The sequence below is a fragment of the Streptomyces sp. CCM_MD2014 genome, assembly GCF_000772045.1.
Lineage (GTDB): Bacteria > Actinomycetota > Actinomycetes > Streptomycetales > Streptomycetaceae > Streptomyces > Streptomyces salinarius.
This window is the reverse complement of sequence record NZ_CP009754.1, coordinates 4,786,013-4,806,648: the sequence shown is the minus strand read 5'-3', so window position 1 is coordinate 4,806,648 and position 20,636 is coordinate 4,786,013. Positions and strand designations below refer to the sequence as shown.

24 protein-coding genes and 1 pseudogene are annotated in these 20,636 nt (G+C 73.1%); 8 read left to right on the top strand and 17 right to left on the bottom strand.

All coding sequences use genetic code 11. The annotated features are described in order from the left end of the window. Nucleotides 1-25 precede the first annotated feature (25 nt). The 5 genes from NI25_RS21440 to NI25_RS21420 all read right to left on the bottom strand — a co-directional run bounded on the left by NI25_RS21440 (nucleotide 26) and on the right by NI25_RS21420 (nucleotide 5,128). On the bottom strand, nucleotides 26-664 hold the full coding sequence (locus NI25_RS21440; RefSeq protein WP_061443992.1) for a hypothetical protein: 639 nt from the start codon (nucleotides 662-664) through the stop codon (nucleotides 26-28). Nucleotides 665-686: 22 nt separating this feature from the next. Then, complete coding sequence (locus tag NI25_RS21435) at nucleotides 687-1,124, bottom strand: helix-turn-helix domain-containing protein (RefSeq protein ID WP_061443991.1); 438 nt, start codon at nucleotides 1,122-1,124, stop codon at nucleotides 687-689. A 148-nt stretch (nucleotides 1,125-1,272) separates the two neighbouring features. Next, nucleotides 1,273-3,327 carry a HelD family protein gene (locus NI25_RS21430; RefSeq protein WP_061443990.1) on the bottom strand — a complete coding sequence of 685 codons (2,055 nt, stop codon included), beginning with the start codon at nucleotides 3,325-3,327 and terminating at the stop codon, nucleotides 1,273-1,275. A 49-nt stretch (nucleotides 3,328-3,376) separates the two neighbouring features. Beyond that, the gene (locus tag NI25_RS21425; RefSeq protein WP_061443989.1) at nucleotides 3,377-4,012 is read right to left on the bottom strand and encodes a TetR/AcrR family transcriptional regulator; all 636 of its coding nucleotides are present in this window, start codon (nucleotides 4,010-4,012) and stop codon (nucleotides 3,377-3,379) included. A gap of 9 nt (nucleotides 4,013-4,021) precedes the next feature. Beyond that, nucleotides 4,022-5,128, bottom strand: coding sequence for an aminoglycoside phosphotransferase family protein (locus NI25_RS21420; RefSeq protein WP_061443988.1), 1,107 nt, complete (start codon nucleotides 5,126-5,128; stop codon nucleotides 4,022-4,024). A 113-nt stretch (nucleotides 5,129-5,241) separates the two neighbouring features. Here NI25_RS21420 and NI25_RS21415 point away from each other — a divergent pair, with 113 nt between their 5' ends. Further along, the gene (locus tag NI25_RS21415) at nucleotides 5,242-5,997 is read left to right on the top strand and encodes an HAD family hydrolase (protein ID WP_061443987.1); all 756 of its coding nucleotides are present in this window, start codon (nucleotides 5,242-5,244) and stop codon (nucleotides 5,995-5,997) included. A 12-nt stretch (nucleotides 5,998-6,009) separates the two neighbouring features. On the opposite strand, the gene NI25_RS21410 is transcribed toward NI25_RS21415, so the two are convergent. Together NI25_RS21410 and NI25_RS21405 are read right to left on the bottom strand one after the other, a co-directional pair. Next, nucleotides 6,010-6,870 carry an HAD family hydrolase gene (locus tag NI25_RS21410; protein ID WP_061443986.1) on the bottom strand — a complete coding sequence of 287 codons (861 nt, stop codon included), beginning with the start codon at nucleotides 6,868-6,870 and terminating at the stop codon, nucleotides 6,010-6,012. Then, entirely contained in the window at nucleotides 6,819-7,697 is an 879-nt protein-coding gene (locus NI25_RS21405; protein WP_107071791.1) for a winged helix-turn-helix domain-containing protein, read from the bottom strand. Before NI25_RS21405 ends, NI25_RS21410 begins: the two co-directional genes overlap by 52 nt. A gap of 153 nt (nucleotides 7,698-7,850) precedes the next feature. Here NI25_RS21405 and NI25_RS40300 point away from each other — a divergent pair, with 153 nt between their 5' ends. After that, nucleotides 7,851-8,039 (top strand): hypothetical protein, encoded by a 189-nt coding sequence (locus NI25_RS40300; RefSeq protein ID WP_061447016.1) that lies wholly within the window; start codon nucleotides 7,851-7,853, stop codon nucleotides 8,037-8,039. Between the two features lie 12 nt (nucleotides 8,040-8,051). On the opposite strand, the pseudogene NI25_RS21395 reads toward NI25_RS40300, so the two are convergent. Continuing rightward, nucleotides 8,052-8,801: pseudogene (locus NI25_RS21395) on the bottom strand (winged helix-turn-helix domain-containing protein); the annotation flags it as partial. Between the two features lie 153 nt (nucleotides 8,802-8,954). On the opposite strand from NI25_RS21395, the gene NI25_RS21390 reads away from it, so the two are divergent. Continuing rightward, nucleotides 8,955-9,140, top strand: coding sequence for a hypothetical protein (locus NI25_RS21390; protein ID WP_061443985.1), 186 nt, complete (start codon nucleotides 8,955-8,957; stop codon nucleotides 9,138-9,140). Between the two features lie 178 nt (nucleotides 9,141-9,318). On the opposite strand, the gene NI25_RS21385 is transcribed toward NI25_RS21390, so the two are convergent. From NI25_RS21385 to NI25_RS21375, 3 genes are all read right to left on the bottom strand, one after another. Continuing rightward, nucleotides 9,319-10,575 carry a GNAT family N-acetyltransferase gene (locus NI25_RS21385; protein ID WP_061443984.1) on the bottom strand — a complete coding sequence of 419 codons (1,257 nt, stop codon included), beginning with the start codon at nucleotides 10,573-10,575 and terminating at the stop codon, nucleotides 9,319-9,321. A gap of 53 nt (nucleotides 10,576-10,628) precedes the next feature. Then, a complete protein-coding gene (locus NI25_RS21380; protein WP_199560990.1) occupies nucleotides 10,629-11,690 on the bottom strand; it encodes an asparaginase in 1,062 nt (353 codons plus the stop codon). An 89-nt stretch (nucleotides 11,691-11,779) separates the two neighbouring features. Next, nucleotides 11,780-12,445 (bottom strand): aerial mycelium formation protein, encoded by a 666-nt coding sequence (locus NI25_RS21375; protein ID WP_107071790.1) that lies wholly within the window; start codon nucleotides 12,443-12,445, stop codon nucleotides 11,780-11,782. Between the two features lie 178 nt (nucleotides 12,446-12,623). Between NI25_RS21375 and dtd the strand changes: the two genes are divergently transcribed. After that, entirely contained in the window at nucleotides 12,624-13,049 is a 426-nt protein-coding gene (dtd, locus tag NI25_RS21370; RefSeq protein ID WP_061443982.1) for a D-aminoacyl-tRNA deacylase, read from the top strand. Between the two features lie 10 nt (nucleotides 13,050-13,059). On the opposite strand, the gene NI25_RS21365 is transcribed toward dtd, so the two are convergent. From NI25_RS21365 to NI25_RS40290, 4 genes are all read right to left on the bottom strand, one after another. Next, nucleotides 13,060-14,025, bottom strand: coding sequence for a YgfZ/GcvT domain-containing protein (locus tag NI25_RS21365; protein WP_061443981.1), 966 nt, complete (start codon nucleotides 14,023-14,025; stop codon nucleotides 13,060-13,062). A 20-nt stretch (nucleotides 14,026-14,045) separates the two neighbouring features. Continuing rightward, on the bottom strand, nucleotides 14,046-14,483 hold the full coding sequence (locus NI25_RS21360) for a Fur family transcriptional regulator (RefSeq protein WP_061443980.1): 438 nt from the start codon (nucleotides 14,481-14,483) through the stop codon (nucleotides 14,046-14,048). Nucleotides 14,484-14,498: 15 nt separating this feature from the next. Then, nucleotides 14,499-15,074, bottom strand: coding sequence for an FABP family protein (locus NI25_RS21355; protein WP_061443979.1), 576 nt, complete (start codon nucleotides 15,072-15,074; stop codon nucleotides 14,499-14,501). Nucleotides 15,075-15,246: 172 nt separating this feature from the next. Continuing rightward, nucleotides 15,247-15,963 carry a Scr1 family TA system antitoxin-like transcriptional regulator gene (locus NI25_RS40290; RefSeq protein WP_420710734.1) on the bottom strand — a complete coding sequence of 239 codons (717 nt, stop codon included), beginning with the start codon at nucleotides 15,961-15,963 and terminating at the stop codon, nucleotides 15,247-15,249. A 136-nt stretch (nucleotides 15,964-16,099) separates the two neighbouring features. Here NI25_RS40290 and NI25_RS21335 point away from each other — a divergent pair, with 136 nt between their 5' ends. Further along, nucleotides 16,100-16,462: a DsrE family protein gene (locus NI25_RS21335; RefSeq protein ID WP_003974797.1), complete on the top strand. Its 363-nt coding sequence runs from the start codon at nucleotides 16,100-16,102 to the stop codon at nucleotides 16,460-16,462. A gap of 39 nt (nucleotides 16,463-16,501) precedes the next feature. Here NI25_RS21335 and NI25_RS21330 read toward each other — a convergent pair whose 3' ends face one another. Beyond that, nucleotides 16,502-17,266: a glucose 1-dehydrogenase gene (locus NI25_RS21330; RefSeq protein WP_061443978.1), complete on the bottom strand. Its 765-nt coding sequence runs from the start codon at nucleotides 17,264-17,266 to the stop codon at nucleotides 16,502-16,504. Between the two features lie 40 nt (nucleotides 17,267-17,306). Beyond that, a complete protein-coding gene (locus tag NI25_RS21325) occupies nucleotides 17,307-18,101 on the bottom strand; it encodes an SDR family NAD(P)-dependent oxidoreductase (protein WP_061443977.1) in 795 nt (264 codons plus the stop codon). An 84-nt stretch (nucleotides 18,102-18,185) separates the two neighbouring features. On the opposite strand from NI25_RS21325, the gene NI25_RS21320 reads away from it, so the two are divergent. The 3 genes from NI25_RS21320 to NI25_RS21310 all read left to right on the top strand — a co-directional run bounded on the left by NI25_RS21320 (nucleotide 18,186) and on the right by NI25_RS21310 (nucleotide 20,626). Further along, nucleotides 18,186-18,842, top strand: coding sequence for a TetR/AcrR family transcriptional regulator (locus tag NI25_RS21320; protein ID WP_061443976.1), 657 nt, complete (start codon nucleotides 18,186-18,188; stop codon nucleotides 18,840-18,842). A 315-nt stretch (nucleotides 18,843-19,157) separates the two neighbouring features. Continuing rightward, the gene (locus NI25_RS21315; RefSeq protein WP_061447013.1) at nucleotides 19,158-19,763 is read left to right on the top strand and encodes an ATP-binding cassette domain-containing protein; all 606 of its coding nucleotides are present in this window, start codon (nucleotides 19,158-19,160) and stop codon (nucleotides 19,761-19,763) included. After that, nucleotides 19,760-20,626 (top strand): ABC transporter permease, encoded by an 867-nt coding sequence (locus NI25_RS21310; protein ID WP_061443975.1) that lies wholly within the window; start codon nucleotides 19,760-19,762, stop codon nucleotides 20,624-20,626. The genes NI25_RS21315 and NI25_RS21310 overlap by 4 nt, the downstream gene beginning before the upstream one ends. Nucleotides 20,627-20,636: the final 10 nt, after the last annotated feature.

Genomic DNA, 20,636 nt, shown 5'->3' with positions numbered 1-20,636 from the left:
CGCTCCCCACTCGTGACGCGCCCCACTACTTGGCGGGCGGCGTCGTCTTCTTGGCGGTGGTGGACTTCTTCGCCGGGGCCTTGCGCGGGGCGGGGGCCTTCTTCGCCGTGGCGGACTTGTCCTCGGTGACCCGGACCGGCTCGGACTTGGCCGTCGCGGGCTTGGCGGCGGGCTTGGCCGGGGCGGGCTTCGCCGGCTCGACGGCCACCGCGAGGTCCTCCACGTCCTCGGCGAGGTCCTCGATGCCGTCGGCGGCCTGGCCGCGCCAGGTGCGCACCGCCTGCTCGCCGCGCTCGGCGACCTTCTCGTAGGTCTCCCGGGCCTTGACGGCGTACTCGGCGGCGATGCCGACGGAGCGCAGTGCGAGGTCCTGGGCGGTCTCGCCGAGCTTCTTGAAGTCGGCGTCGAGGGAGCCGAAGAGCTCGTTGGCCTTGGCCTGGAGGCTGCCCTGGGTCTCCTTGACGCGGGCCGTCGCCTTCTCCTGGACGGCCTTCGGGTCGGTGTTGCGTACGGCGTCGATCCGCGCCGGGGCCTCCGCGCGCAGCTGCTCCACCAGCACCGGCACCTTCTTGGCCTGCTGGAAGGCGAGGTCGGCGGTGCCCGCGGCGAAGTAGAGCGGGGTGGGGTCGCTGAAGGTCTTGCGCAGGTCGTCGGTGATGGCCATGGTGATGGTCCTCCGGAATTGCCTATGAATGAGGGTTTTCTACTTTTTCAGCCCCGTCGACAGCGACATCGGCGTCGGCACCCGAGTCGGTATCGGCATCGGTGTCTGCCCCGAACCCGTTCTCCTTGCGGAAGGACTCGTAGACCTGGAGCAGCACCTGCTTCTGCCGCTCGTTCAGCGAGGGGTCGGCGAGGATGACCGCACGCGTCTCCACGTCGTCCCTGTCCCGCTCGGCGTCGAGGATCCCCGCACGGACGTACAGCGTCTCGGCGGAGATCCGCAGCGCCTTGGCGACCTGCTGGAGCACCTCCGCGCTCGGCTTGCGCAGCCCGCGCTCGATCTGGCTCAGGTACGGGTTGGACACGCCCGCGGCATCGGCGAGCTGCCGCAGGGACAGCTGCGCGTTGCGCCGCTGCTCGCGCAGGTACTCACCGAGATTGCCGACGTTGAGCGATGCCATGCCTCCACCATGCAGCACTACGCTAACTATTGCAAGCAAGCTGCTTGCAATAGTGCGTCCATCCTGGCGGCACCCACACCGGAACCGAGGAGGGACATGCCGGACACCGGGCCCGGCGCCCGGTGCACGGGAGTGGGCGGGGGCGGGGTCAGAAGGGCAGGGGGTGGGCGTGGATCACCGTCAGTCGGGAGACCGCGCGGGTGAGGACCACGTACAGGCGGTGCAGGCCGCGGCCTCCCGGTCCCTCCGCAGCCGCGATCGCCGCCGGTTCGACGGCGACGACGTGGTCGTACTCCAGGCCCTTGACCACGCTCGCCGGTACGACGGCCACCCGGGCGTCCAGCGCCTCGGGTCCCGCGGCCTCGATGCCGGCCGCGTCGAGGGCCGCCCGCAGCCGGGGAACGTCCGGGTCGGCGGCGACGACGCCCACCGAACCCCGACGGCCGAGCGCGTGCCGTACGGCGTCCACGACCGCCTCCGCCACGGCGCCGGGCTCGGTCTCGCGCAGCGTCAGCTCGCCGTCCCCGCGCAGGGACCGGGCCGGCGGCACGTCCACGCCGAGCCGGGCCAGGAGCCGGTTGGTGAGGCCCACGACCTCCCGCGGCACCCGGAATCCGGTGGTCAGCGGCGTCACCGCCGCGTCCGGGCGGCCCAGGTGGGCCAGGGCGGTGCGCCAGGAGCGCGCGGCCCACGGCGTGGTGCCCTGCGCGAGGTCGCCGAGGACGGTCAGCGAGCCGAAGGCGGAGCGGCGGGCGATGGCCCGGCACTCCATCGGGGAGAGGTCCTGCGCCTCGTCGACGACGATGTGGCCGTAGCCCTCGGGGTGTTCGAGGAGTCCGGCGATCTCGTCGAGCAGGAGCAGGTCGGCGGCGGACCAGCGGGCCGACTTCCACGACCGCGGTGCCCGCCCCGTCCACAGCAGCGACCGCTGCTCGTCGGCGTCCAGGACCCGGTCGGCCGCCCGCGCCAGCACCTCCGGGTCGGTGAGCAGCGGCGCGAGCACCTCCTCCGGGCGCACCCGGGGCCATACGGCGTCCAGGGCGGTCCCGACGGCCCGGGACCGCTCGACGCGGCGCAGCCACGCGTTGGTCCGCGGCCCGGCGCGCCGCTCGGCCCGTTCCTGGACGTACCGCACGATCCGGGCCCGGACCCGCTCGCGCCCGACGGTGTACGGCGGCTGCTCGTCCCGGACGTCGGCGACCACGCGGGCCAGCGCCTCGGCCGGGACGCGCCAGCGGTAGGAACCGTCCGGGACGGCGAGGTCGCCCGCGGCGCCGGGGTCCACGCGCGCGTACAGGGCGCGGCGCAGCACCTCGGCCGTCCGGGCGTCGTGCTTGAGGGCGGCGGCCCGGGCGTCGTCGGTGCGGGTGACCGGGTGCCGGGCGATCTCCTCGGCCAGGGTCGACTGCCGTACGCCGGTCTCGCCGAGGGCGGGGAGCACTTCGGCGATGTACGCGAGGAAGGTCGGGTTGGGGCCGAGGATGAGCAGGCCGCCGCGCCGGATGCGCTGCGGGTGGGTGTAGAGCAGGTACGCGGCCCGGTGCAGGCCGACGGCGGTCTTGCCGGTGCCCGGGGCGCCCTGGACGCAGACGGTGTCGCCGAGGCCGGCGCGGACCAGGTCGTCCTGGTCGGGCTGGATGGTGGCGGCGATGTCCCGCATGGGACCGACGCGGGGCCGCTCGATCTCCCGGGCGACGATCCCGCTGTCCCGGGACTCGCCCCGGGCGAGGTGCTCGTCCTCCATACCGGTGAGGTCGGCGGAGTCGCCGCGGCTGCCGGGCGCCCATCCGAAGCGGCGGCGGACGGCGACACCGCGGGGGTCGCCGGCGGTGGCCTGGTAGAAGGCGCGGGAGACGGGTGCGCGCCAGTCGACGACGAGGGGCGGGGCGGCCGGGTGCTCGGTGATCCGCAGCCGCCCGATGTGCAGCGCCCGCCCGGCCCCCTCCCCGTCCGCCTCAGGCTCGGTGAAGTCGAGCCGGCCGAAGAACAGCGGCCCTTCGGGCAGTTCGCGCATCTCCTTGGCCCGGCTGCGCAGCCGGTGTCCGAGGACCTCCGCGTCGGCACCGGACGCGGAGACGTCCTCGCCGGCGACGACGTGTTCCTGGGCACCCTCGACCATCGCGGCGAGGACGGTGCGGCAGTGCTCGTGGTGGGCGCGTTCGTGGTCGAGAGTGTGCTGGAGGGCGGGGTCGGTCGACGTCATTCCAGCAAGCATAGAGGAATGACGTTACTCGGTTACATTTTTTACTTCGTCACTCCGCTTTGCCGCCCGCCCCCGCGGTGAGTCCCGGCAGTCCGGCGGTCAGTCCGGCGAACGCCCGTTCCGCCGCCGCCACCGCGTCCCCCCGCACGTCCTCGACCCGTTCCCCGCCGGCGATCCGCCGCCAGTTGTCCAGCGCCAGGACGCGCTGCACGGCGATGATCTGCCCGGCGGCCAGCCTGGCCTCCAGGTCGCCGCCGAGCACCTCGGCGAGCGCGGCCTCGGACCGCTCCAGCTGCGTGTGCATCCGGGCGACCAGGGCGGGGGTGCCGTAGAGCAGCCGGTGGAAGGCGAGGACGGCGGGGTGGTCGTTGAGCCCGGTCACCGGGTCGCACCGCTCCAGCCCGGCCAGGAAGTGCCGGCGCAGCGCGTCGAGCGGCGCCGGCGCGCCGCGCGCCACCCGGGCCGCCTCGTCCTCGTGGTCCGCGATGCGGTACAGGACGAGGTCCTCTTTCGCCGGGAAGTACCGGAAGAGCGTCGGCTTGGAGACCTCGGCCGCGGCGGCCACCTCCGCGACGGACACCGCGTCGAAGCCCTTCTCCAGGAAGAGTTCGACGGCGGTGTCCGAGAGCGTCTGGAACATCCGCTGCTTCTTGCGCTCGCGCAGGCCGGGGGCGGGGGCGTTCATGGGCCGAGCCTAGAGGGTGCCCGGGAAGGACACCCCCTCCGTGCGGGTGCGGCTCCAGCGCACCAGGGCGGTGCCGATCTCGGCGGGCCCGGGCACCGGCTCCAGCCCGAGGGGCAGGGCCGCGGCGCACAGGATGCCGTGCAGACGCTCCGCCGCGAGCGCGGCCCGGGGGCCGGGCGAGCGCCCGGCGCGGCCCAGCGAGACGGCCTCCCTGACGACGTCGGTGAAGACCGACTGCGCCCGCTTGTACCCGAGGAGCAGGTCCAGGTCGTGCCGCCAGCCGTGTGTACCGCCGGGGCGCGCGGCCTCGACCGCGCGCCGCCAGCCCTCCATCACCTGACGGCGCTGCCAGGACGGGTAGCGCATCAGGTGCAGATGGGTGGCCAGTTCGTAGAGCGGGTCGCCGACCAATGCCAGTTCCCAGTCGATGGTCCACAGCCGCCGGTCCGCGTCCACGATGAAGTTCTCGCGGTGCAGGTCGGCGTGGAGCAGGCAGAAGGGACGCTCGCGGAGCCCGGCGACGTGTTCGCGCAGCCTCTCGAACGCGCCGTCGTCCAGCCCCAGTTCCGCGAAGAGGGACCCGAACTCCCCCAGGTTGGCCGCGTAGACCCGTTCCTCGGTGAAGCGGACGAGCCGTTCCATGAAGCCGTCGCTGTCGCCGTCCTCCGGCCGGTCCTCGGGGCGGCACAGCCGTTCCACGGTGAGCGCCCCCGGCGTCACCGCCGCCGTCTGCCCGAAGAGCCGCACGATCTGCCGCAGCAGCTCGTGGGGGACCGCGTGACCGGCTGCGTGCAGGCTTCCCAGGGTCTGTCCCTCGATGAAGCGCTGCAGGTGCAGCCCGTCGAACTCGAAGACGTCCGGTACGTGGGTGATCCGGCCCCGCAGGGCGCGCAGCAGCCGATCCTCCGACACGAAGCACCGGCGGTCGAACCACCGCAGGCCGCTCTGCGGCTCCCGGCACTTCCAGCGGGCCTCGCCCGCAGTGCGCAGCGCACGCGGCGGCAAAACCACGTACGTCTCCTGGTGGTAATCGCGGAGCGGGCCCTCGACCGCGCTCGCGTCGCCGCTGGTCTCGACGGCCCGCATGCGGGCGGCGGACCCCTGGAACAGTGTCATGCTCTGCGCTCCGCTCAACCTGGAGGAGCCGGTGCGGTGACAGGGTGCGTCACCCTACTCCGAAGGTCCGTGTCGTGACGGCTCGTTCGCGCCCCGTGCGGGAGACTGCCGCGGTGACCGACACTGGCCCCGACCGGGGACCCTTCGACGACCCGGCCGCAACGCTGCGCGCGGTCGGGGCCGCACGCGCGGTGCTGTTCGACTTCGATGGGCCCGTCTGCGATCTGTTCGCAGGTTCCACCACGGTGGCCGTGGCAGACCGGATCAAGCGGACGGCCCGGCGGTACTGGGGGCCGCTCGACCCCGCGGTCGAGAAGTGCGACGACTCCCACGGCATCCTCCGTCCCCTCAGGGACATGTACGAGCGATCCGTCCCCAGGCTCAGCGCCCTCCCGCTGGAACGCGCCGAGGCCGCCGTCACCGCGCTGGAGTGGCGGGCCGTGCGCACCGCGCTCCCCACGCCGCACCTGCACGCCCTCGTGGACCTGCTGCTCGACCACGGCAAGCGCCTGGCCCTGGTCAGCAACAACGCGGAAGGGCCGATCAGGGAGTACCTCGCCGGTCTCGGACTGGCGCCGAACTTCGACGGGGTCTTCGGCCGGTCACCCGACGACGCCCGGCTCATGAAGCCGCATCCGGACTGCGTGCACCGTGCCCTGCGCCACCTGGCCCTGCCCGCCTCCGACTGCCTGCTCATCGGTGACCAGCTCACCGACCTCGAGGCCGCCCGGGCGGCCGGGACCGGCTTCCTCGGACTCACCCACCACCCGGGACGCGCGCTGCGGATGGTGCGGGGCGGCGCGGATGCGGTGCTGGCCTCGTACCTCCCCGTCCTGCGGGCGGCCGACGCGTTGTCGCTCTGCGACTGACGACCCCGCGCTTCAGCGGTACCGCCGCTCCCACAGCAGCCGCAGGACCGGCTCCAGGGAGTGCACGACCGTTCGCGCGCCCGCATCTTTCAGGATCTTCGTCTTCCGCTCGTTGTGGCCGTACCCCAGGAAGGGCACCCCGGCCCGCTCCGCGGCGGCCAGATCGGACGCGGAGTCGCCGACCATCAGTGCCTGCGCGGGCGCGACGCCCATCGCGCCGAGGGCGCGGTCGAGGGTGTACGGGTCCGGTTTGAGCAGGTGCGGGTTACGGGTGCGGCCGTAGAGGTGCGGGGCGAAGCAGTCCAGCAGACCCCGGGTCGCCAGGTACTCGCTCACCGCGCGGGGCGAGTTGTTGGTGGTGACCGCGAGACCGACGCCGAGCGCGGACCACGTGCGGATCAGGGGGTCGGCGTACGGGGTCGGCCATGCGGTGGGCACCGCGCGCAGTTCCTCGCGCGTCAGCCGTTCCTCGAACTCGGCGACCAGGTCGCCTCGGTGGTGCCTGCGGCTGACCGCGCCCAGCAGGACGTGCGGGTCGGGGCGGGCCCGCTCCTCCTGGGTCAGCGGCTCCGCGAGCCCCTGTGTCTCCAGCCAGTCCACCAGTTCGCCCGCCACCCGGGCGGCCGAGTGGCCCGCGAACAGTCTGCAGAGGGGCCCGTCGAAGTCCCACAGGACGACCCGGGCGCCCAGGACCAGGTTCCGCAGGTCCTCGGACCGCTCGTGCTCGCACTGCTCGCGCCGTTCGTCCCGCTCGCTCACCGGTGCCGTCTTCTGCTCCGTATCGGAAGTCACTGGGTCGGAAGTCACTGGGTCGGAAGTCACTAGGAGAGTGTCATGTCCGTGGTGATGGTTTCCCAGAGGGCGTCGAACCACTTCTGTGATTCCTCCACGAACACCGCGTCCCGGCCGCCGGCCCGCTTGAGGAACGAGAACAGCAGCGACTCGGAGCCGAGCGCGTCGTACATCTCCAGCGTCCGGCTCTCGTACTCCTCCTCGCGCCGGGTCACCGTGTAGTAGCCGTACAGGGCCTCCTCGCCGTTGAGCAGGTACAGCTTCATCGGCGGGGTGAACGGCAGGGCGCGGAAGGCGATCCGCACGTCGATGTGGTGGGTGGATCCGGCGGAGCGCAGGTTGTGCCGCAGAACGTGGGCCTGAGCGTTGCGCATCTCGAGCCAGCGCCGGTGCACCGGGTCGTCCTGCTCGTCCCCGACCAGGACGGGGAAGGCCAGCGCGATGTCCCGCGCCGGAAGCATGATCCGGAATTCGATCGTCTCCGGGTGCAGACGCCCCTCCTGGATCAGGCGGAGCGGCTCACTGAGCGCGAGCCCCAGCGTCTCCGAGGTGTGACTCACGACGTCGACCCGCACGTTGGTCGCCGAGAACGCCTTCGCCAGACGGGGCCCCAGAGCCTGCATCGCCTGCTGCGGCAGATCACCCCGGGCGGGCTCGGGCTCGGCGATGCGGGGAGGGCTGCCCTTGCTGACGTTGGTGAGCAGTCCGTCCTCCTGGAGCGCGCGCAGGGCCTGGCGGACGGTGCCGCGCTCCACGCCGAACTCCTCGGCCAGCTCCGCCTGGGTGGGCAGACGGTCGCCCGCCTTGAGGTCCCCCCCGCGGATCCGCTCCCGCAGGGCCTCGGCGATCTCCTGGGACGAGAGCCTTCTGCTGCCGTTCACGGACACGTTCTCCTGAGTCACGACCAAACGTTACAACTTCGACCTACCTACAGGGAGTTGTTTGAAACTTGTTTATAGATAGCAACCAAGTGGGGACAACCTAGGTAGAGTTGGTTACCAACTTCGCGCGGTTGGCGGAAGTTCGGCCTCCCGCACGTCCCGAAAGGGGGGAAACGATCCATGCCCGTCCTCGCCCTGGTCTCCGCCGTCTTCGTCATCACCTTCGAGCAGCTCGTCCAGTGGAAGTACGGCGCCACCGGCATCGTCGGCCTGCTCCTGCTCACCGTGGGCATCAAGGCCAAGAGCCCCTCCGTCAGCTCGGCCGGCGCGGTGCTGCTGGCCCTCCTGGTCGCGGGGCCCGCGCTGTGAGCGGGACGGTCGGCCCGTGAGCCGGAGCTCGGGGCCGATCGTCTCCCACAGCGCGTCGAACGGCAGCCGGGACTGCTCCACGAACACGCCGTCGCGCCGGTCGGTGCCCTGCTCGAGGGCGAACAGGGTCGAGTCCGCACGTCGATGCCGTGCGTGGCACGCGGGCTCAGCAGGTTGTGCCCGAGCACCCGGCCCTGGACGTTGCACATCGCCAGCCATCGTTCGTGCACCGCGCCGCCCGCCGCCGCCACCGGGAGGGCGAGACCGACGTCACCGCCCGGCAGCAGGACCCGGACGTGGACCTTGGCCGGTTTCGCTCGCCCGGCGTGGACCCGCCTCAGCGCCTCCCCGAGGGGGAGGGTGAGGGAGAACCGAGGTCAGGCACAGCGCGTCGAACTCGACGTGGTCGGCGGCGAAGACCGACGCGATCCGCGGCGCGAGGGCGGCGGTGGCGGGCATCGGCGCCGCCCCGGGGCCGCCCCGGGGGCCGTACGGAGCGGGCGCGACGGTCCCGGGGCTCCCCTTGGGCACATCGGTGAGCAGATGTTCCGACCGCAGGATGCGCAGGGCCTGGCGGACGGTGCCGCGCTCCACGCCGAACTCCGCGGCCAACTCGGCCTGCGCGGACTGCCGCCGGCCCGGCGGCAGCCGCCCGGACCTGATCCGGGCGCGCAGCTCGTCGGCCACCTCCCGATGTGTCGTCTGGGGCCGCTGCGGTCTCTTCCGCCCGTCGGCGACGGTGCGTTCCGGCTCCACGACCAAACACCACAACTTCTCGCCATCTTTGGGCAGTTCACCGAAAGGTGGTTATGAGTCGCCTCCAAGCGGAGATAACTAAAGAGAAGTTGGCAGCCAACTTGAGCAACGTGGTCGAGCCTCACGGGGGTTGGCCACCACGGTGACAGGGGGTCCACCATGCCGCTCATCGCCATCGTCGTCGCGGCTCTGGCCATCGGGTTCGAGCAGCTCGTGCAGTGGAAATACGGACCGATGGGCCTCATCGCGTTCGTCGCGCTGTCCGTCGGCATCAAGGCGAAGAACACCATGATCAGCGGTGTGGGCGCGGTGATCCTCGTCATGCTGCTCGCCCAGTCCGGCTGAACCGACGCACCGCCGGCCGGGCCCCCTTCCGGAGGGGAGCCGGGAGCCCGGCCGGCGGCGGGCACCACGCACAACAACCACAACTGAAGAGCACGTGGAAGCGCGCGGGAGGTGCGCATCCACGTGCACGCGCTACGGATGCGCACACGTCCACCGTCACCGGCGGAAGGGGGTCACCTCAGAACATGTCCGGGCACCAAGGCCGTCCGGACGTACGCAGCAGGGCGTCGACCACACGGGCGGCGCCCGCTCGTTCTTCCCGCACCCGGCCGAGCGCGGCCAGCCGTACGGCCGACTCGTCGCCGAGCCAGAGCGCCGCCAAGTCGCCGACGTCGAGCACGACATGGGCGCTCTCGGTGGTCGGCACGCAGGACGCCCCGTCCGGCCCCGCCTCCAGCCGCCACCGCCCGCCGGTGAGCCCACCGCGGTCCGCCACCTCGAGCACCACCGCTCCCCGCCCGTCGTACGTCCGCGCCTCCAGCGCCGCCGCGACGTCCAGGATCCGCACCCACAGCCAGTCGGCCTGCGTGGTGATGCGGGCCGCCCGCGGGTCCGGCAGGAGGAGCGGGAGCAGGTCGTCGGGGGAACGCCAGCCGCTCTTCACCGTCTGGACCCAGTCGATCGAGCACAGGTAGTGCCACAGCGCGCGCTCGGCGGCCGGGGCCACGCCGATCAGCCACTCGACGGTCGCCGTGTTCAGCGGCTGCTTGGCGTCGCCCCAGTGGTCGTCGGTCCGGTACGAGGCCAGGCCCTCGACCTCGCCGTCCGCCGAGCGGTACATGGCGTAGTAGGGCTCGGTCCACGGCGTGCCGTTCATGTTCACCACGCCGGTCCGGGACTGCCACCACAGCTCGGTGCGGCTGACCGCGCCCGGCTGGGCCCGGCGCAGCCGCTCGTGCAGCTCGGGGCCCAGCTTGCGGACGTCCTCGCCGTCCACGAGGTCGATCCGGCCGCCGTCCTCCGGGGCCGCCCAGCGGCGGTCCAGACCCGCGCGGGGCACGTCGACCGTCCACTCGGTCATGGTGGTGGCGGGGCCGAAGCCGTACCGGCCGTAGATCGGGTACTCCGCCGCGATCAGCGTCGCGACGACGTCCCCGCGCTCCTTCGCCGCGGCCAGGTCCTGCGCCATCATCCGGGTGAGCAGTCCGCGGCGGCGGTGGGTCGCGGTCACGGTGACGTTGGAGATCGCGTCGGCCCGGACCGGGCGGCCTCCGACGGCCGTCAGCTCCTGGTCGAAGGAGCGGTAGGTCGCCACGCACCGGTCGCCGTCGAAGGCGCCGAGCGACCGGCCGGGCACGAACTGCCGGCGCCGGGCCTCCACCTGTTCCGCGGCCACGAGGGGCGGCTGCAGGAACCCGGTGTTCAGGGCCCGGTTCCAGTCGGGGAACTCGTCGTCGGTGACGGGGCGTACGTCGATCTCGGTGCGGCGGCTCATGCGCTCACCGTAGAACGCCGTGCCCGCCCCCGTCGCGGGGATTAAGCGGGGCCTCAGAACGCCGCCCGGATCTCTCCCACCTCGCGGCCGCCGCCCAGCAGCGGTGCGCGGCCGATGCGGTCGACGACCGGACCTTCCACCCCGAGCAGCGTCAGGGCGCGGGCCAGGACCGGGCCGAGCGCCCGGGTGGCACCGTCCTCGACCTTGAAGGCGAGGGCGCGGCCGTCCGGCAGGGCCACCGCCTGGACGGCCTCGGCGCCCATCTTGGAGAGCGTGCCGGGCACCTCGCGCATCAGCCAGGTGTCGGCACGGCGGCTGCCGGCGACGTACTCCGGGTGGGCGCGCATCGCGTCGGCGACCCGGCGCTCGGCCGACCCGGGCTCGGCTGCGACGAAGGACCGGAAGGCGCGGGCCAGGCCGACCAGGCTGATCGCCATCAGCGGCGCCCCGCACCCGTCCGTGCCGACGGACGCCACCGGCTCGCCCGCCGCGTCCTCCACAACCCTGTGGATGGTCCGCTGGAGCGGGTGCTCCGGGTCGAGGTAGGTCTCCAGCGGCCAGCCCCGCTGCGCGCAGACCGCCAGCATCGCGGTGTGCTTGCCGGAGCAGTTCATGGTGACGCGGTCGGGCACCGCGCCCGACGCCAGGTACGTGTCCCGCTCCTCGGCGTCGAGCGGCAGGTCGGGCGGGCACTGGAGCAGCGCCGGGTCCAGGCCGTACTCGTCCAGCATCTTGCGGACCAGGTCGCGGTGGAACGGTTCTCCGGAGTGGCTCGCGGCGGCCAGCGCCAGCCGCTCCCCCGCGAGGTCGAGGCCGGCCCGCAGGACGCCGGCCGCCTGCATCGGCTTGTTGGAGGACCGCGGGAAGACCGGCGCCGTCACCTCCCCCAGGGCCAGCTCCACGGCCCCGTCGGCGCCCAGGACCACCAGGCTGCCCCGGTGCCGTCCCTCGACGAAGCCGGACCGGACGACCTCGGCGAGGACGGGCGGCACGACGGGCGAGAGCGCGGACGTGGGCGCGGACCGGTCCGTCGGCGACGACTGGTCAGCGGGCGACGACTGGCCCTCGTACGAGGACTGCGACGGCTGGGACTGCTGCGGCTGGGGCGCGGGCATCGGCGGTGGCCTTCCGAACGGGCGACCCCCCACTGCGACGGCCCGGGATCACCGGGCCCCGGAGGCGGTGCGGATGGCCGCCCCCCGTGTCACACCAGCAGGTCGTCGACGTGTGCTTCCCCTTCACGGTACCGGCGTGCGATCTCCGCGCTGCAGCCGTCCGCCGTGCGCTGGAGCCGTTGCCGGTTCCCGGAAACCTGCTGCTCGTAGCGCACGAGCCGCCCCATCCCGGCGGCCAGCTCCCCGTCGGTGCGGGCCGTCAGGTCGGACAGCTCCACCTCGCCGAGCATCTCCGCGGCCAGCCGCCGGCACTCCTCGCTGCGCGGAGTGGCCAGCGTCACGTGGCGGGCGGAGGAACGCTGCCGGGCCGGTGCGTCGGCCAGGATCTCCGAGAGCCGCTCGACCACGGACCCGGTCGCCGCGGTGGTGACCACGGCCGACGACTTCGTCGATCCGCGCTCCGCCAGCTCCGCGCGCAGGATGTCGATACGCCCCTGCAGCAGCCGCCGTACGTAGCTGAGGTCGGCCTCCTCGCGCTGGGCGTCCCGGCGCAGCGTGCGCAGCTCCGGCAGGCTCAGCGCGGTCAGGTCACGCTCCGGGGGGTCCTTCGGCAGCTCCGGACTGTCCGTGCGCTGCACGGGCGCCCTGGGCGTCTCCAGACCGGCCGGTCCGCCCGGCCCCCCGGAACCACCGGCCCCGCCCGGACATGTCAACGATGCAGTCCCGAACGACCGCCCTGTACTCGGTGTGCTCATGTGCCTCAACCGTCCCCTCGCCCGGCGTCTGGGAGCATCGTGCCACCCCGCGCGGCCACTATGTGACCGAGTGCCCCCGATAGGCCCCGATCGGCCCCAGATGGGGGGTTAGGGAGTGAAAAAAACCCCCTACGGGCCCGCCCGTCCACACCCGGGGGGCGCACGGCATCATTGCGGGATGCGTGCAGTGGTGCAGAGGGTGGACGGCGCGAGCGTCGTCGTGGACGGCGAGACCGTGGGCGCGATCGACGGCGAGGGCCTGTGCGTCCTGGTCGGGGTCACCCACGAGGACACCAAGGAGAAGGCGGCGCAGCTGGCCCGCAAGCTCTGGTCGGTGCGGATCCTGCACGACGAGAAGTCGTGCAGCGATGTGGACGCCCCGCTCCTGGTCATCAGCCAGTTCACCCTGTACGGCGACGCCCGCAAGGGCCGCCGGCCCACCTGGAACGCCGCCGCGCCCGGCGACGTCGCCGAACCGCTGGTCGACGAGGTCGTCGCGCGGCTGCGCGCGCTGGGCGCGACGGTGGCGACGGGCCGCTTCGGCGCGCAGATGCGGGTCTCCCTGACGAACGACGGCCCGTTCACGGTTCTCGTGGAGGTCTGAGCCCCGCCCCTCAGGGCTCGACGACGGTCTCCTGCGCGGCCGCCGTGTCCTCGGCCGTCAGCCGGGCGTCCACCGGCACGTTCCGCTTCACCAGGGCGAGGGCGACCGGGCCCAGCTCGTGGTGGCGCACGGACGTGGTGACGAAGCCGATCTTCCGGCCGTCGGGCCCGTCGTCGGCGAGGCGGATCTCCGCCCCGTTCGGCGGCAGGTGGACCTCGCTGCCGTCCAGGTGCAGGAAGACCAGCCGGCGCGGCGGCTTGCCGAGGTTCTGCACCCGGGCGACGGTCTCCTGGCCGCGGTAGCAGCCCTTCTGGAGGTGCACGGCGGTGCCGATCCAGCCCAGCTCGTGCGGGATGGTCCGGTGGTCGGTCTCGAAGCCGAGGCGCGGGCGGTGCTGCTCGACGCGCAGCGCCTCGTGGGCGAGGATGCCGGCCGCGGGCCCCGCCTGGGCGGCGAACGCCTCCAGCTCCTCCCTCGGCAGGAACAGGTCACGGCCGTACGGCGTCTCGCGGACGGCGGCGGAGGCGGGGGCCTGGGCGATCGAACCGGCCGGCAGGTGCACGACGGCGGTGTCGGCGGTGCGGTCGGCGACCTCGACCCGGTAGAAGAACTTCATCGACTCCAGGTAGGCGATCAGCGCCTCCTGGGTGCCGGGCTCGACGTGGGCCCAGACGGTGGTGCCGTCGTCGACGAGGTACAGGGCGTGCTCGATGTGGCCGTTCGCCGAGAGGATCAGCGCCTCGGTGGCCCGGCCGGGCGGCAGGTCGCTGACGTGCTGGGTGAGCAGCAGGTGCAGCCAGCTCAGCCGGTCCTCGCCCGTGACGGTGACGACACCGCGGTGGGAGAGGTCGACGAAGCCGGTGCCGTCGGCGAGGGCACGCTGCTCGCGGAACAGGTCGCCGTAGTGGGCGGCGACGCCTTCGTCCACGCCCTCGGCGGGAACGGCGCCGGGCAGGGACAGCAGAGGGCTCTTCATACGCCCAGCCTACGACTCGCTTACGAGTCGGTAGTTGAACCCTTCAGGGAGCAGCTCTCGCACCGGCCGAAGATCGCGAAGTGCTTCATGTCCGTGTCGAAGCCGAACTGCTCGCGCAGCTTGGCGGTGAAGTCGGCGGCCACCGACAGGTCGGCCTCGATCACGTGGGTGCAGTCCCGGCAGACCAGGTGGATGTGGTGGTGCCGGTCGGCCAGGTGGTAGGTGGGAGCGCCGTGCCCGAGGTGGGCGTGGCTGACCAGGCCCAGCTCCTCCAGCAGCTCCAGCGTGCGGTACACGGTGGAGATGTTGACCCCGGAGGCGGTCTTGCGCACCTGGCCGAGGATGTCGTCCGGGGTCGCGTGCTCCAGGGTGTCCACGGCTTCGAGCACCAGCTGCCGCTGCGGGGTCAGCCGGTAGCCACGCTGTCTGAGGTCGCTCTTCCAGTCGGTGCTCACCACACCACGAGTCTAGGACTACTTGAAGAAAGCGATCCCGTCGTCCGGCATGTCGTCCGGCAGGGCCTTGGCCCAGCGCTCGACGTCCTCCGGGGTGACGACCTTCTTCAGGTGCGCCGACATGTAGGGGCGCAGCTCGACCTCGGGGGTCTGCTTCTCGCCGACCCACATCAGGTCGCTCTTGACGTAGCCGTACAGCCGCTTGCCGCCGGTGTAGGGCTGGGAGGCCGCGGTGCGCGCCACGGCGTCCGTGACCAGGTCGATCTGGGGCTTCTTGTCGGCCATCTCGCCGTACCAGATCTCGATGACGCCGTCGTCGCGGGTCATCGTGACCTCTACCTTGCGGTGGGCGTCGATGCGCCAGAAGCCGTGCTCGGACTCCAGGGGGCGGACCTTGTTGCCGTCGTTGTCCAGCACCCAGGTGTGCGACTGGTACTCCAGGAAGTCCCGGCCGTCGTGGGTGAAGGAGACCTCCTGGCCGAAGTTGCACTTCTCGGCGCCGGGGAAGTCGTGCACGCCCGCGCCCGCCCAGTTCCCGAGGAGGAAGGCGAGGGGGACGAGGTCCTTGTGCAGGTCGGACGGGATCTCGATCATGATCGGACTTACTTCCTGGCGTCGGTGATCAGCGCTGGCCCTGGTACAGCTTCTTCACGGTCAGACCGGCGAAGGCGAGAACGCCGACGCAGACCAGGACCAGCAGGGCTTCGAAGAAGATCTCCACGGGGTGCTCCTTGAGCGGGGGGCATACGACAGGGCCGCCCCCAGCTTACGCGGCCCCTTCGCCCGCTTCCCGTCGGACTCCGCCCACGAAGGCGGCCCACGCGGGCGCCGTGAACAGGAGCGCGCCGCGGGACGGATCCTCGCTGCCGCGGACGGGGACGAGGGAGGGGAGGTCGGGGGCGACGACCTCGACGCACTCGCCGCCGCTCGCCGCGCAGGTCGCGTTCTCCGTACAGGCGACGACGCGGCCGTTCGGCAGCCGCAGGAACTTCACCGCGGTGTTCATCAGACCGTGCGGGCCCGCCCTGCAAGGCAGCACCTGGAGAGTGATGTCCGGGCGCTCGGCCGTCTCGGCCAAGCGGGCCGGCTGCTCCCGCCACGCCTCCACGTCGCGCAGTGATGTGCGCAGCACCGGTACCGGGGTCACCGCGGGTCGCGCGTGATGCTCCGGTCCCTCGGGGGCGGGCGGGAGGGGGAGGCGGAGCCGGCCGCGCCGCGCCCCGCGACCGACCGCGAGCGCCTCGGGGCGAGTCTGCGCGCCGCGAACGAGCGCACGCTCGCCACGTCCCGGGCCCCCGGCGAACTGGACCGGCCGCCCCTGCCCGTCCCCGGCTGCGCCGCCCGCGCCTCTCCCGCCGGCCGGCGGGAGACCGCCCGCGCGCGTTCGACCACGGCGCGGTGTCGGACGCGAACGTCCTGCGCCCGCAACCGGCGCAAGGAGCGCGCGGGATGAGCCGCCCGCCGAGGCCCGTCCCGTCGGCACCGGGCCCGGCACCGGCGGCGCACGGCTGGACGGTGCCACCGTCGGCGGCCCGTCCCACCGTGCTGTGCGTCGCGACGCCGCTGGTGACGATCACCTTCGCGGTTCTGACGACCCCCGCGCGGGCTACGCTTCCGGCATGGCGAAGAAGCTCGTGATCAAGGTGACGGCGGGGGCGGACGCGCCCGAGCGGTGTTCTCAGGCGTTCACGGTGGCGGCGGTGGCCGTGGCCAGCGGCGTCGACGTGTCGCTGTGGCTGACCGGGGAGTCCGCCTGGTTCGCGGTGCCGGGGCGCGCGGCCGAGTTCGAGCTGCCGCACGCCGCGCCGCTGCCCGACCTGCTGGACTCGCTCCTGGCGGGCGGCCGGGTGACGCTGTGCACCCAGTGCGCGGCCCGGCGCGACCTCACCGAGAAGGACGTCATCGAGGGCGTGCGGATCGCGGGCGCGCAGGTCTTCGTGCAGGAGGCCCTGGCCGACGACACCCAGGCGCTCGTCTACTGACGGCATCGCGGGGACGCCGGCCCGCGTCCCCGCCGGGGCTCACCGCCCCATGACGTACGCGACGGTCGGACCGGCGGTCCAGCCGCCGTCCACCGCGAGTTCGGCACCGGTCACGTACGACGCGGCGTCCAAGAGCAGGAAGACGACCGCGCCGGCGATCTCCTCGGGCTCCCCGACCCGGCCCATGGGCGTGTTGGGGTACCTGCCCTCGCCCTGCTCGATGCCGGTGGCCGCGGTCATCGGGGTGTACGTCATCCCCGGGTGCACGGAGTTGACGCGGATGCGGGCGGTGCCCAGCTCCACGGAGCCGATCTTCGTGAGGCCGCGCACGCCCCACTTGGAGGCGCCGTAGCCGGCCGTGAGGGCGAGGCCCGTCAGGCCGGCCGCGGAGGAGATGTTGACGATCGACCCGCCGCCGGCCTCCTTCAGCGCGGGGATCGCCGTCTTCATGCCGATGAAGACACCGGTGAGGTTGACGTCGAGCACCTTGCGGAAGTGCTCGACGGACTCCGCCTCCAGCAGGCTGCCGGTCGAGATGCCGGCGTTGTTCACCAGGCCGTGCAGCGCCCCGAACTCGGTGACGGCGAAGTCGGCGACCCGCCGCCAGTCCCGCTCCGAGGTCACGTCGTGGTGCAGGAAGCGGGCGCGGTCGCCGAGTTCGCGGGCGGTGCGCTCGCCGTCCTCGTCCAGGACGTCGGTGATCAGGACGTGGGCTCCGGCGGCGACCGCCTGCCGGGCGGCTGCCGCGCCGAGGCCGCGGGCGCCGCCGGTGACGATCACGTTCTTGCCGGTCAGGTCGTGCATGGTGCGTACCTTTCCTTTCCGGGATCCCGGGGCGACGCCCTCAGAAGTGGGTGCCGCCGTCGACGCGGATCTCGGTGCCGGTGATGAACCGGCCGTCCTCGGAGGCCAGCATCGCGACGACCGACGCGACCGTCTCCGGGCCGGCGAACCCCTGGCCGAGCGCCGGGGAGAGCTTCGCGAACAGGGCCATGTCGGCGTCCTCGGGCAGCCCGGGGCCGACGCTCTGCCCGCTGGCCCCGCTGCCGTCCGTCATGCCCGAGGAGATCGAGCCCGGCTGCACGGCGGTGAAGCGGATGCCGCGTCCGGCGTACTCGCCGGCCAGGGCGTGGGTCATGGACTGGATGCCGCCCTTGCTCGCCGCGTAGGCCGCCATGTAGGGGTGCGCGAACGCCGCCGAGGTCGAGCTGAAGTTGACGACGGCCGCGTCCCGGCCGTCGAGCAGCGCCGGGATCGCCTCGCGGATCACCAGGAAGGTGCCGACGAGGTTCACCGTCAGGACGCGGGTGAAGTCGGCGAGGCCGGTCTGCTCGGTGTGCGAGGAGCGCAGGATGCCGGCCGCGTTGACCAGGACGTCCAGTCCGCCCAGCGCGTCGGTCGCCGCCCGGACGCCCTCGCGCACCGAGGTCTCGTCCGCGATGTCGACGACGAGCGTGGTGAGCCGGTCCGCGTCCGCCCCGGCCTTGTCCAGGGTGTCCTTCAGACCCGGCTCGCTGACGTCCGCCGCGACGACGGAGCCGCCCTCGGCGAGCAGCCGCAGCACGGTGGCCTGGCCTATGCCCGATCCGCCGCCGGTGACGAGCGCGCGGCGGCCTTCGTAACGATGCAGGTGGTTCATGTGCGTCACCGTACGCCTTGGTGGCACGTTTTGCCACAACGTCACGGCGTGCCGTCCGGTGGTCGCAGGCCGTACGCTTCTGGGGTGAGCACCGAGCCGCCTCCCCCGTCGCTGACCGAACGCCGCAAGGCCGCCACCCAGCTCGACATCGCGCACGCGGCGGCAGAGCTCTTCGCCACGCGAGGCCCGGAGGCCACGACCGCGGAGGACATCGCCCGGCGGGCGGGGGTCGCGCTGCGGACCTTCTACCGGTACTTCCGCTCCAAGCAGGACGCCGTCGGCCCGCTGCTCACGGTCGGCGCCGACCGCTGGCGCGCACTGCTGGCCCGGGCACGGCCGGGTGACGCGCTGGGCCCGGCCCTGCGCGACGCGGTCGAACAGGCCTTGGCGACACCGGACCCGCAGGCCGTCGAGGCGCTGCTGCGCACGCGCGGCCTGCTGCGCGCCGCCGCGGACGACCCCGCTCTGCGCGCCGTCTGGTACCGCGTGAACCAGGAGTCGGAGGAGCTGCTCGTCCCGGTCATCGCCCGGCTGGCGGACGGCCGCCGGGAGCCGCTGGAGGTGCGCCTGATCGCCGCCGCCGCCACCGACGCCATCCGGATCGCCCTGGAGACCTGGTCCGGCACCGAGGCGGCCACCCAGGGCCCCGGCTCCCCCGCCGACCTGGCGGTGCGCTGCCTGCGCAGCCTCCTCGGGGGCATGGGCACGCCGGACGACGGGAGCCACACCGGCCGGTCATAGCGGCCGGGACCGTCGTCGACGGCCGCGGGGCCGGGCGAAGGAACCCCGGCCCCGGCCGGCGTGCCGCGCCCCGGCCGCCGTCCGCCCCGCGTCCTCGCCGTACGCCCCGCGTCCTCGCCGTACGCGGTGCGGCGCCCCCCGTACCCGGCCTCCGGCCTGCCGCTCCGGGCTCCGCCGCCGGGGAGACCGGGGTGCGCCCGGCCGCGGGGCGGGGGTCGCCGGCCGCGCGACGGCCGGGCAACCGTGTCGTTCCGGTCCCCTCGGCCGTTAAGGGGGCGGCGCGGGGCCATGGCGGGATTGGTGGGGATGTCGGGCATGGATGTCGAGGGCGTGCACCACGCCTACGGTCGGCGGGTGGTCCTGCGAGGCGTGGACTTGCGGCTCCGGCCGGGGTCCCTGTGCGGGATCGTCGGTGAGAACGGCGCCGGCAAGTCGACCCTGCTGAGGATCCTCTCCGGTGAGCTGCGGCCCGCCAGGGGCGTGGTCCGCCACGGCGGACGGTTCGGCTACTGCCCGCAGCACGTGGTCCTCAACGACGCGCTCACCGTCCGGCAGCACCTGAGGTTCTTCCAGAGGGCCTACCGCCTGGCCGACCTGCGGTACGCGGAGGAGATCATGGACATGCTGGGGTTCACCGGTTACGCCGGTGAGCAGGCCGGCGTGCTCAGCGGCGGGACGCGGCAGAAGCTGAACGTGACGCTGGCGCTGATGCACGATCCGCAGGTGCTGCTGCTGGACGAGCCGTACCAGGGGTTCGACTGGGACACCTACCAGCGGTTCTGGGACCTGGCCGCACGCCTGCGTGACGCGGGGCGCTCGGTCCTGGTCGTCTCCCACCTGGCGTACGACACCGGCCGCCTGGACAAGTTGTGGCGCCTGGACGGCGGGCTCCTCGGCCGGGACGGGGCGGTGGCCGCATGAGGTTCCACCTGTCACGGTTCACTCTGGCCACCGGCTTCGCGCTGGCCGAGCACGGCCGCAACCGGTTCGCCATGGTGCTGGTGATCCTCTTCGTCCCCCTGTGGACGACGCTCGCCTACCTGGCGATGCCCGACACCCCGGCCGCCCTGCAACTGCACGCCACGGGCGAGAGGCTTACCCCGCGTGGCAACGAGCTGACCGAGATCAGCGGCGCCCTCAACGCGATCACCCTGATCACCGGGTTCATGATGTTCTCCGCCACGTTCTCCGGCAACCGCTTCGACCGACGGCTGGCCATGGCCGGCTACCCCCGCGTCCACCTCGTCCTGGCCAAGGTCACCGCGCTCGGTCTCATCTCCGCGGTGGTCGCCGCCTACGCCACCGCGGTCACCTGCCTGGCGTGGTCCCCCCGCCAGCCGCTGCTGCTGGCCGCCGCGCTGTTCAGCGCCGGTCTCACCTACGGCGCACTCGGCGTGGGCTTCGGCTCGGTGCTGCGCCGGGAGGTCGAGGGCATGTTCGCCATCGTCATGACCAGCGTCATCGACCTCGCGCTGCAGAACCCGATCTCCAGTTCCGGGGCCGACAGTCCGGTGATGCGCTTCCTCCCCTCCTACGGCGCCATGCAGGCCAGCACGGCGGCGGGGTTCTCCACCTCCGCGGTGCCACGCCATCTGGCCATCGAGTTCGCCTGGTTCGCGGCCGCCGCCCTGGTCGCGCTGCTGGGGTTCTGCCGCCGCACGCGCAGCACGCTGCCCGCCGGCCCGCAGTCGCCCGGTCCCGGGCCGGACAGCCCCGCCGCCGCTCTTCCCGCGCCACGCCGCGCCGCCGCGCCGACGGCCACGGCCGACACGGAAACACCCTGAGGTCCCTTCC

What these genes read in the sequence shown, in the direction of transcription:
- NI25_RS21420 (WP_061443988.1), bottom strand. Translation starts at nt 5,128, where the DNA reads ATGACACTGTTCCAGGGGTCCGCCGCCCGCATGCGGGCCGTCGAGACC.
- NI25_RS21355 (WP_061443979.1), bottom strand. Translation starts at nt 15,074, where the DNA reads ATGATCGAGATCCCGTCCGACCTGCACAAGGACCTCGTCCCCCTCGCC.
- NI25_RS21335 (WP_003974797.1), top strand. Translation starts at nt 16,100, where the DNA reads ATGGCGAAGAAGCTCGTGATCAAGGTGACGGCGGGGGCGGACGCGCCC.
- NI25_RS21425 (WP_061443989.1), bottom strand. Translation starts at nt 4,012, where the DNA reads ATGAACGCCCCCGCCCCCGGCCTGCGCGAGCGCAAGAAGCAGCGGATG.
- NI25_RS21315 (WP_061447013.1), top strand. Translation starts at nt 19,158, where the DNA reads ATGGATGTCGAGGGCGTGCACCACGCCTACGGTCGGCGGGTGGTCCTG.
- NI25_RS21440 (WP_061443992.1), bottom strand. Translation starts at nt 664, where the DNA reads ATGGCCATCACCGACGACCTGCGCAAGACCTTCAGCGACCCCACCCCG.
- NI25_RS40300 (WP_061447016.1), top strand. Translation starts at nt 7,851, where the DNA reads ATGCCCGTCCTCGCCCTGGTCTCCGCCGTCTTCGTCATCACCTTCGAG.
- NI25_RS21310 (WP_061443975.1), top strand. Translation starts at nt 19,760, where the DNA reads ATGAGGTTCCACCTGTCACGGTTCACTCTGGCCACCGGCTTCGCGCTG.
- dtd (WP_061443982.1), top strand. Translation starts at nt 12,624, where the DNA reads ATGCGTGCAGTGGTGCAGAGGGTGGACGGCGCGAGCGTCGTCGTGGAC.
- NI25_RS21435 (WP_061443991.1), bottom strand. Translation starts at nt 1,124, where the DNA reads ATGGCATCGCTCAACGTCGGCAATCTCGGTGAGTACCTGCGCGAGCAG.
- NI25_RS21430 (WP_061443990.1), bottom strand. Translation starts at nt 3,327, where the DNA reads ATGACGTCGACCGACCCCGCCCTCCAGCACACTCTCGACCACGAACGC.
- NI25_RS21375 (WP_107071790.1), bottom strand. Translation starts at nt 12,445, where the DNA reads ATGAGCACACCGAGTACAGGGCGGTCGTTCGGGACTGCATCGTTGACA.
- NI25_RS21325 (WP_061443977.1), bottom strand. Translation starts at nt 18,101, where the DNA reads ATGAACCACCTGCATCGTTACGAAGGCCGCCGCGCGCTCGTCACCGGC.
- NI25_RS21330 (WP_061443978.1), bottom strand. Translation starts at nt 17,266, where the DNA reads ATGCACGACCTGACCGGCAAGAACGTGATCGTCACCGGCGGCGCCCGC.
- NI25_RS21380 (WP_199560990.1), bottom strand. Translation starts at nt 11,690, where the DNA reads ATGCCCGCGCCCCAGCCGCAGCAGTCCCAGCCGTCGCAGTCCTCGTAC.
- NI25_RS21365 (WP_061443981.1), bottom strand. Translation starts at nt 14,025, where the DNA reads ATGAAGAGCCCTCTGCTGTCCCTGCCCGGCGCCGTTCCCGCCGAGGGC.
- NI25_RS21385 (WP_061443984.1), bottom strand. Translation starts at nt 10,575, where the DNA reads ATGAGCCGCCGCACCGAGATCGACGTACGCCCCGTCACCGACGACGAG.
- NI25_RS21390 (WP_061443985.1), top strand. Translation starts at nt 8,955, where the DNA reads ATGCCGCTCATCGCCATCGTCGTCGCGGCTCTGGCCATCGGGTTCGAG.